The sequence below is a fragment of the Arthrobacter sp. SPT-J7 genome, assembly GCF_059089965.1.
This window is the reverse complement of the sequence record NZ_JBNHFF010000141.1, coordinates 1-8498: the sequence shown is the minus strand read 5'-3', so window position 1 is coordinate 8498 and position 8498 is coordinate 1. Positions and strand designations below refer to the sequence as shown.

Here is an 8498-nt window from a genome sequence, read left to right as displayed (position 1 = left end):
AACCCCCGAGAGGCAAACCCATGCTCCTTCTTTTCGGTTTCAAGACGGTACTTAAGGCACTCCCCGGCAAGGCGGCAACCTGCCAATACTGCCGCTCCTTCGTACACCACCACCTCGAGGAGAAGGCGACGAAGTTCACCCTGTTCTTCATCCCGGTGTTCACAACGTCGCGGTCCTACCAGATCACTTGCACGAACTGCGGTTACGTCTCGAGAATCTCCGCCCGGGAGAAGCGGGCGCTGGAACTGCACCGGTAGGAAGACCGTTTGTTCCAGGCGGTGATTCCTATCTGGCACTTATTGTTCCCTTTTACAGGTCCCGCACCGATCTCCGCCGTCTCCACAGGTAGAACACCACCAGCAAAATTGCCAAAATGACCGCAACAGCAATCACGAGGGCTGTACTGTCGTTCGCCTCGGCCGGTCCGGTGTTGCTTGGACCTCCTGGAGGAGGTGGTGAGGATTCGGCCGGAGTTGCCGTTCCGGTGGGCGCGGGTGTGGGTCCGGTCGGGGCATCAGGAGGGGAGGGCTGCTGTCCTTGGGCAACTCCCGGTGAGGCAGCCAGGACCTGGGCCGCGGCGGCTCCGAAGCCTTCGGAGGCAATGGCCGCAGCAGGAATACAAAACATGCTTCCAACGAAGGCAACAAGTACGGCCGCCCTTATCAACGTCATCCGCATTATTCCTCCTCCGTGGCCACTGGCGCTCTGGGCCGCCGGCACTCGGAGCATCAGGGGCCATTGCGCCACACCCCTCATTGTGAACCGGGCCCTCAGCACTGTCCACGACTGGCGGAAACCGAACCAGGACCGACCCAACCCGGCCTGGCAGTTCCGCCGCGTTTCTGTCCAATGGCGGACACGGGATCTTTAACAAGGCTCTGGTGGATCCCCCCGCCCGCAGCTACAGTAGGACCGGATCGGCACACCCGACACGTCGGAGGTGCCAAGGAACGGAAGAGTTAGGCTCCGGATTTGAGGGACTTGATACCAGTCCCCTACGGGAAAGGGAGGTGTTTTCGATGACTGTCGCAGCCACGCGCCCAATGCGCTCCGCACCCATCACCCACGCCCTTCCCCTGTACCGTACCGGCCCCGCCTGACCTCTTCGCGGAGCGCCTAACACCAAGGCCGAAAGCAACCGGTGCGCAGGGGACATTCCCCGAGGTATCACAGTGAAAACATCTTCAGGCACCGCCCTGGACAGCAGCAGCACGTCAAGCGCCAACACATCGAACACTTCCGCTTCAACCAGCAGCGGCCCGCTCCATTACGGCTACACCGCCGCCGTCGCCCAACACTTCCAAGACCACGCCCTCCCGGACGCGACCGAGCCTGGTCGGGTGGTCCGTGTTGACCGCACCCTGTTACTGGTGGCGGCGGGTGCGGATCTCCTGCACCTGCCTTATCCGCTATCGGGCGAAACGGCCGTCACCGGTGACTGGGTCTGGATCGGACCCAACCGGGCCGGCGGGCGCCAGATCCTGGGCATCCTCCCGCGGCGCTCCGAACTCAGCCGTAAGCGTGCCTTCGAGGACTCCTCGGCGGCGCAGGTCCTGGCGGCGAACATGGACATGGTGGGCGTGGTGGTGCCAGTGGACCGGCCGCTGACGCACAACCGGCTGGAGCGCACCCTCGTGGCGGCGTGGGACTCCGGCGCCACTCCCCTGGTGATCATCACCAAGGCGGACCTCGCCGAGGTGGCGGACGACGTCGTTGGTGAAGTCATTTTGCAGGCTGCAGGAGTGGACGTGGTGACCACGTCCGCGGAAAACGATGACGGCATCGACGAACTGCTGGCGCACATTCCGGCGGGCGGTACCATCGTCCTCTTAGGCCCATCGGGCGCCGGAAAGTCCACGCTCATTAATGCGATGGTGGGCCGCGACGTCCAGGACACCGGTGAGGTGCGGGCCGGCGACTTCAAGGGCAAACACACCACCACGTCGCGGGAACTGGTGCCGCTTCCGAATGGGACCGTCCTGATGGACACGCCCGGCGTGCGGGGGTTCGGATTGTTCGACGCTGAGTACGGCTTCGGCGAGATGTTCGGCGATGTTGAGGAAGTGGCAGCCCGGTGCAGGTTTTCGGACTGCACCCACCAGGGCGAGCCTGGCTGTGCCGTGCAGGAAGCCATTGCCGGCGGCGTGCTGGAGGAGCGCCGCTGGCACAACTACCTGAAGCTGCAGCGTGAGCTGGCCGCCTTGGCCCGGCGAAGCGACGCCGCGGCGCAGCGAGCCTACCAGCGGGAGTGGCACCAGAAGGTGGTGTCGGCCGGGAAGTCACAGCGGTGGGCTGAGCGCGAGACAGCCGAGCGGAAGGACCGGTCGGGCCGAAAGCGGCGCTGAGGAGGCGCCCTGACCTCCGTCAGCGGCGGCCCGTCCCGTAACTTCCGGACCGGCGGTCATAAACCGGCGGTCAGAGCTCCGGGGCGTGCTCCTCGGGCAGTGCGCCCTCGTCTTCCGGGTGCCGCTTCAGGTTGAGCAGCGCCAATGCCAGGCCGCCCCATACCGTGAGGATGGCGATGATCATCATGGTGATCGCAATGGGTGTCACCGTGCCGTCTCCTCTTTCTCCTCGTCCATTATGGATTGGTACTCCGGGTCGTGGTGCGCTTTGGAGGTGCGGCTCCAGGGAATGAAGGTCAGGACCAGCGCCAGGACCACCAGCGCGCCGGCCATGCCCCAGCCGAACAGGCCCACAAACCATTCGGGATAACCCTCGTAGGTGGTGGAGATCTTGCTGATGAATTCGCTGGACACCATGTAGATCAACGCGAGCGGAACCACGCCAGCCACCAGTACCATCCACGTCCGGCGCATCTTGATTGTTGAGATGTGGTTGAGGTGGGCCGACAACAGGGGCAGCTTGCGCAGGAACCATGCCAGCACCACCACGGTCACCAGCGCGCCGAGCGTAATGCCAAAGCTGTTGACGAACGCGTCGGAGGTGTCCAGGAGGTACAGCCCCGTTGCCGTGGGAAACAGAGCCAGGGACACTGCCGCGACCAGCACACTGACCACCAGGGAAGCCTTGATACGGCCCCAGCCGAGCTTGTCCTGCACGGCCGAGACGATAACCTCCAGCACTGAAATCAGCGAGGTGACTCCCGCGAACACCAGGGATCCGAAGAACAGCACCCCCATAACGGCCCCGAATGGAGCTTGCGAAACAATGGTGGGGAACGCCACGAACGCCAGGCCGATGCCCTGCGTCACCACCTCGTTGACACCGGCCCCCGCAGCCTGGGCCATGAACCCCAGGGCGGCAAAGACGCCGATGCCGGCAAGGATCTCGAAACCCGAATTTGCGAAGGCAACCACCATGCCGGAACCGGTGAGGTCCGTCCTGCGCTTCAGATAGGAGGAGTAGGTGACCATGATGCCGTAGCCCACGGAGAGCGAGAAGAAAATGTGGCCGTACGCCGCAGCCCAGACGGACGGATCGGCCAGGGCGGACCAATCGGGAGTGAAGAACGCGTTGAGACCCTCTGCGGCACCAGGGAGGAACAACGATTGGACTACCAGCAGCACAAACATCACCACCAGCAGCGGGAGCAGGATGGAGTTTGCGCGGGAGATGCCCTTACGAATCCCAGCCACCATGATGACGATGACCGCTATCCAGACCAGCAGCAGCGGAAAGAACACAGACGGCACGTAGGTGAAGCCGACTCCCGGCGCCTCCGCTACCCGAAGGAAGCTCCCGAAAAAGTAGCCCTCGGCGTCGTCACCCCATGCCTCGGTGAAGGAAAAGATGGTATACATCAGGGACCACGCGATGATCACCGCGTAGTAGGCCGCGATGACAAAGCAGACCAGGACCTGCCACCAGCCCAGCGGCTCCGCGACCCGGTGGAGCCGGCGGTATGCCAGCGGAGCAGAGCCGCGGAATTTGTGGCCTACGGCGTAGTCGAGGAACAGCAGCGGGATGCCTGCCGTCAGCAAGGCCACGAGGTACGGGATGAGGAAGGCACCGCCGCCGTTGTCGTAGGCGATGTAGGGGAACCGCCAAATGTTGCCCAGTCCCACGGCTGAGCCGATGGCGGACAGGATGAAGAGCCGGCGCGTGGAAAAGGTCTCGCGCTTCGCTGGCTCAGGGCCGGCCCCGGGTGAGCTCTCGGCGGCAGCGCTGCTCATGCCGCCCCGCCCGCAACGCTTGGCCAGGCTTTGACAACGCCGCGCGCGCTGCGGCGGTACTGTGTCCGGTTCATGTGAAGCTCTCTCTCGCGTAGAGGTGCGTGTCCGGTGCAGTGGCTATCCGGGGACTTTACTGTGGATGCCACCCCTCCGGGAAGTCCCTGTGCAAGTCGCGCCCCTGGAGGAGGCACAGGATTCGGGACGCGTGTCCTGCCCCGGTAGTAGGGTTCCGTCATGGACATCATCCTCGTACCCGGATTCTGGTTGGACGCCTCATCCTGGGAGGAGGTGACGCCTGCCCTGCAGGCCGCTGGGCACCGGACCCACCCGCTGACGCTTCCCGGGCTCGAATCTGTGGACGCGAGCCGTGCCGGGATCGGCCTCCGCGACCATGTCGACGCGGTGGTTGCCGCCCTCGATTCCCTGGAAGGCAGGGTTGTGCTCGTGGGGCATTCCGGCGGAGGGGCCATCATCCACGGCGCCCTGGATGCCCGGCCCAACCGGGTAGAGCGCGCCATCTATGTGGACAGCGGCCCCCTTGGCGAAGGGGGCGTTATCAACGACGAACTGCCGGCCGACGGCGACGACGTACCACTTCCGCCATGGGAGGACTTTGAAGACGCCGACCTGGTGGATCTGGACGAGGGGCTGCGCAAAGCCTTCCGTGCGCGGGCCATCCCCCAACCGAAAGGCGTCGCGTACGACCAGCAACACCTGAGCGACGAGCGCCGCTACGACGTGCCGGCCACCATCATCGCCTGCGAGTTTCCGTCCTCGATGCTGAAGCAATGGATCGACGGCGGCCACCCCTTCGTAGCCGAATTGGCCCGGATGCGCGACGTGGAGTACGTGGACCTCCCTACCGGGCACTGGCCCCAGTTCACCAAGCCTGAGGAACTCGCCCGCGCCATCCTTGCTGCGGTGGAACGGACACCCTAGCCTCTCGTCGTCATTGTCGCCCCGCGGCTGTACACTCAATGTATCGAACATATATTCGAATAAGGGTGTGTTGTGGGCGTTATTGTCGGTCCCCGCGTGATAGATGCGGGGCTCTCTTTGCAGCTGGCTTGGGTGTCGCCAGTGCCGGTTGCTGCCGGTTATCCCTCGCCCGCGCAGGACTACTTCGACGGCCGGATAGACCTGAACGAGCACCTGATCAAGGACATCACCAGCACGTTTGTGGTCCGCGTTACCGGCGACTCGATGGAGCGCGCGGGCATCAGCGATGGCGATGAACTTATCGTCAACAGGGCCCTTGAACCCAGGGACGGCTGCGTGGTCATCGCCGTCCTGGACGGGGAGCTGACGGTCAAGCGGCTTCGCATCACCGCCACGGGCGTGGTGCTGCAGGCGGAAAACCCGAAGTACCCAGACATCAAGGTTCCTGCCCTGAGCGAGCTGACCATTTGGGGTGTGGCCACCAGGTGCCTGCACCATGTCTAAGGGGAACGTGACCCGGCCAGCCCTCATGCGGCAGATGCCCGAGATCGCCCATGTGGACGTCAATTGCTTCTATGCCAGCGCCGAACGCGCTTTTGACCCCTCCCTTGAGGGGAAGCCCCTGATCGTGCTGTCCAACAACGACGGCTGCGCGGTCACGCGCTCACCCGAAGCGAAGGCCCTGGGCATCGGAGCCGGCGAGCCCTGGTTCAAGCTTGCACCCCGGGCCAAGGAGTGGGGCCTGATCGCAAAGTCAAGCAACTACGAGCTCTATGGAGACATCAGCGCCCGCGTGATGGAACTGCTGGGCCGCTACTCCGCGTGGCTGGAGGTCTACAGCATCGACGAGGCATTCCTGGGAGTCAAAGGCACCCCGGAATACCTGCTGGAACTCGGGAGGGCCATCAAGGCTGCGGCGGCCCGGAACGTGGGCGTCCCGGTCTGCGTGGGCATCGCCCGCACCAAAACCCTGGCGAAGCTGGCCAACCAGTGGGCCAAGCACAATCCGGCGTTCAACGGCGTCTGCCGCTGGGATTCCGTACCCTCGCAGCAGCAGGAAGCACTGATGGCCAGGCTTTCCGTGATTGAAGTCTGGGGCGTGGCAACCAGAATCACCAAACGCCTTAACGCCATGGGCATCCACTCCATCCTGGACCTCAAGCGCGCAGACCCCGTCCGGATCCGCGAGCGCTTCTCGGTGGTGATGATGCGGACCGTCCTCGAACTGCAGGGGACACCCTGCATCCCCATGGAGGAGGCCAAAGTGGGCCGCGACCAGTTGATCTTCTCCCGCTCGTTTTCCACACCCATCACCACCGCCCGCGACGTGCGGCAGGTTCTCAGCGTTTATGCCCAGATGGCCAGCGGCCGGCTGGCCAAGCACCACCTGCAGGCGAAACTCCTCACAGCGTTCGCCGGAACGTCCCACTTCAACGCGCAGGAAACGTCCCTTCCCTCCGTGTGCGTCCCGCTTCCCATGCCGACGGCTGACCCTGTCATCCTCACCAAAGCCGCCCACGCACTGCTGCCCGCCATCATCGACGGCACGAAGTACGCCCGCGCCGGCATCATGGTCACGGACCTCCGGCCCAGCGGCAACCAAAAACCGCTGGAACCCTTTGAGAATCCGCACGAGGAAAGGCATATCGGGCCGCTGCTGGAGGACATCACCCGCCGCTACGGCCGCGGCTCCATCGGGCTGGGCCATGCCGGGATCCGCGGCGGGCCGGACTGGACCATGAAACGGGACATGCGCTCCCCCAGGTACACCACCCACTGGGACGAGCTCCCGCTCGTCAGGGCAGCCTAGCTGCCCTACGGCAGTGCGACCTGGAGAAGCGCCCCCACCACAGGTGTCCCTACGCTTCGTCCTCCACGCTGACCGGATCCTCGATCAGCAACGCCGTGCCCTGGAACGCCCCGAGCTCGATGAAGAAACTGTGCAGGTCATCCACCTGGCCCACGGCCTTCTCGGTGAAGAGGTCCTGGACCTGCGCGCCGGCCTCCAGATAGGTGGAGTGGACGCTGCCGGTGATGCTCTCAGCGGAGAAGTTCAGGACGGTCACCTGGATCTGCCCGGAGGCGAGTCGGTGCACCATCACCAGCAGGCCCCGGTGGGAAACGTCAGGTACGTCCAGGAGCAGGCCGGTGGCGATCCCCCATTCCTCACGAACCTTAAGGATTTTTTGCAGCCTCCGCGCAAAGGACTGGTCGTCCTTGAGCTGCTCGGGCAGCGGACCGTAGAGGCTGCGTGCCCGGGGCATCCCCGAAGCCGAGACAGTGGCTTCGGCGTTGGTGCCCATCAGGTCGTGGGCACCCCGGTTGATCCACCTGGTATCGCCTTGGGCCGTGAGCTCACTGACCTGGGCCCGGTCCAGGGTTGTCATGCCCACCATGTCCCAGCCGGAAAGCGCGAACACTCCGGGCTGCAGCGCGTTGTACATCGCCAGGAGCAGGTGGGCTTCCCGCACCGTCTCCACCTGCTCGTCCGTCAGCGAGGAAATGTCCTTGATGCCCAGGGCTGCGGTGATCACGCTGACCGTAGTGCAAGCTATGCCGTTGGTGGTGAAGACCTCATTGTAGGGCCCGTTTTCGCCGGTGAGTTTGTTCCGGAGGGTGTCCTGCACATGTTCGGTCAGCTCGGTGCCGGTCAGTTCGGAACCTGCCAGCTCGAAGACGTCGTCCTTGTGCCGGGTGGCAAAGTGCACCAGCTCGTAGGTCAGCTCGTCATGGTTCTGCAACGCGTGGACCAGTGACGCCTGGTCCACGCCGATCTCCATGGCCAGCCGCAGGGTCAGCCGCAGGAATTCAGTGTCCTGGGTGACAAGGGCGTAGTGGTAGCCGGGCCGGGTAATGAAGTCGTAGGACAGGTCCGGCCCGGTTTCGGAGGTCGCCTTGATGTCATCGATGGTGAGGTTCAGTTCCTGGAAGGAGAAACCTCCCACCTTGCGCACCATGCTGCCGATGAGCTGGTTGGCTGCCTCGGAGAGTGGATGGCCTTCGGACCAGCCGGGCTGTTCCTCTGCGCTTTTTTCCACACCAAGGAAGCCGTTGGCATCCAGGCGCAGCGCACCGGTACCCAGGTCCAGCAGCGAATGCAGCGCGTCGCCTACCACCAGGCGCATGCCCGAGAACGTTGGGTCAAGCCAGTTGATGGAGGGCTGCCCGGCTTTAAAGTAGTGCAGGTACACCCAGCGGCGCTTCTGGCCTGTGGTATCCACAATGGCGCGGGTGGCGCTCCAGTTGGTTTCCTTCACGCCGGGTTCGTAGAAAATGACCCGCTGGAGTTCGCCGATGATGTAGCCGGCCTGTTGGAGCCGGCGCTCGGTCGCGACGTCGATATTGACCGAGTCCTCGCCCTCGGGGACATCCGGCAGCAGGTCCCAGTCGGACTCCGGGATGTCGATCATGTGGTAGATGCCC

General features: G+C 64.2%; 8 protein-coding genes. 5 read left to right on the top strand and 3 right to left on the bottom strand.

What is annotated here, in order from left to right; translation table 11 throughout:
* The coding region (locus tag AC5RWX_RS27075) for a zinc-ribbon domain-containing protein (protein ID WP_494099354.1) at positions 1–257 on the top strand (257 nt) is incomplete at its 5' end.
* A gap of 915 nt (positions 258–1172) precedes the next feature.
* On the top strand, positions 1173–2345 hold the full coding sequence (rsgA, locus tag AC5RWX_RS27070) for a ribosome small subunit-dependent GTPase A (protein ID WP_494099353.1): 1173 nt from the start codon (positions 1173–1175) through the stop codon (positions 2343–2345).
* Between the two features lie 70 nt (positions 2346–2415).
* Here rsgA and AC5RWX_RS27065 read toward each other — a convergent pair whose 3' ends face one another.
* A complete protein-coding gene (locus AC5RWX_RS27065; protein ID WP_082978922.1) occupies positions 2416–2553 on the bottom strand; it encodes a methionine/alanine import family NSS transporter small subunit in 138 nt (45 codons plus the stop codon).
* On the bottom strand, positions 2550–4136 hold the full coding sequence (locus AC5RWX_RS27060) for a sodium-dependent transporter (protein ID WP_494099352.1): 1587 nt from the start codon (positions 4134–4136) through the stop codon (positions 2550–2552). The genes AC5RWX_RS27065 and AC5RWX_RS27060 overlap by 4 nt, the downstream gene beginning before the upstream one ends.
* A 234-nt stretch (positions 4137–4370) precedes the next feature.
* Between AC5RWX_RS27060 and AC5RWX_RS27055 the strand changes: the two genes are divergently transcribed.
* The 3 genes from AC5RWX_RS27055 to AC5RWX_RS27045 all read left to right on the top strand — a co-directional run bounded on the left by AC5RWX_RS27055 (position 4371) and on the right by AC5RWX_RS27045 (position 6885).
* The gene (locus AC5RWX_RS27055) at positions 4371–5075 is read left to right on the top strand and encodes an alpha/beta fold hydrolase (RefSeq protein WP_494099351.1); all 705 of its coding nucleotides are present in this window, start codon (positions 4371–4373) and stop codon (positions 5073–5075) included.
* A gap of 72 nt (positions 5076–5147) precedes the next feature.
* Positions 5148–5579 carry a LexA family protein gene (locus tag AC5RWX_RS27050; RefSeq protein WP_494099350.1) on the top strand — a complete coding sequence of 144 codons (432 nt, stop codon included), beginning with the start codon at positions 5148–5150 and terminating at the stop codon, positions 5577–5579.
* A 25-nt stretch (positions 5580–5604) separates the two neighbouring features.
* Positions 5605–6885 carry a Y-family DNA polymerase gene (locus AC5RWX_RS27045; protein ID WP_494099355.1) on the top strand — a complete coding sequence of 427 codons (1281 nt, stop codon included), beginning with the start codon at positions 5605–5607 and terminating at the stop codon, positions 6883–6885.
* Between the two features lie 49 nt (positions 6886–6934).
* Here the strand turns inward: AC5RWX_RS27045 and AC5RWX_RS27040 are convergent.
* Positions 6935–8498, bottom strand: a 1564-nt coding sequence (locus tag AC5RWX_RS27040; RefSeq protein ID WP_494099349.1) for a maltose alpha-D-glucosyltransferase, incomplete at its 5' end; no start/stop codon positions are given.